We start from the raw sequence: 312 nt of genomic DNA on the forward strand, positions 1-312 counted from the left end.
ATCGATTCTGGTTTTGAAGTTTATGAATGCCCTAATTGTCATAAGTCTCATATTATTTGTTACACTTGTAAAAGTCGTTTCTGTAATTCTTGTGGTACTAAATATGCCAAGTTAAGAGCTACTTAGATTTCTGAACATACTTTATCTGTTAAACATCATCACATTGTTTTCACGATTGACGAAAGACTACGTGATTATTTTCTTAGAGATAGAAAACTTCTCAATGTATTATTTGATTCTGTCAAAGAGACATTATTTTATACATTTGATAAAATGAATGGTAAATCACATACATTTAAACCAGGCTTTATC

1 protein-coding gene is annotated in these 312 nt (G+C 29.2%); it reads left to right on the top strand.

All coding sequences use genetic code 11. The annotated features are described in order from the left end of the window. On the top strand, positions 1-126 hold the full coding sequence (locus UGRO018_RS17860) for a transposase zinc-binding domain-containing protein (RefSeq protein ID WP_416327863.1): 126 nt from the start codon (positions 1-3) through the stop codon (positions 124-126). The last annotated feature ends 186 nt before the right edge of the window (positions 127-312 follow it).

The organism is Hoskinsella mucinilytica (assembly GCF_045223415.1).
Taxonomy (GTDB): Bacteria; Bacillota_I; Bacilli_A; order Erysipelotrichales; family Erysipelotrichaceae; genus Hoskinsella; species Hoskinsella mucinilytica.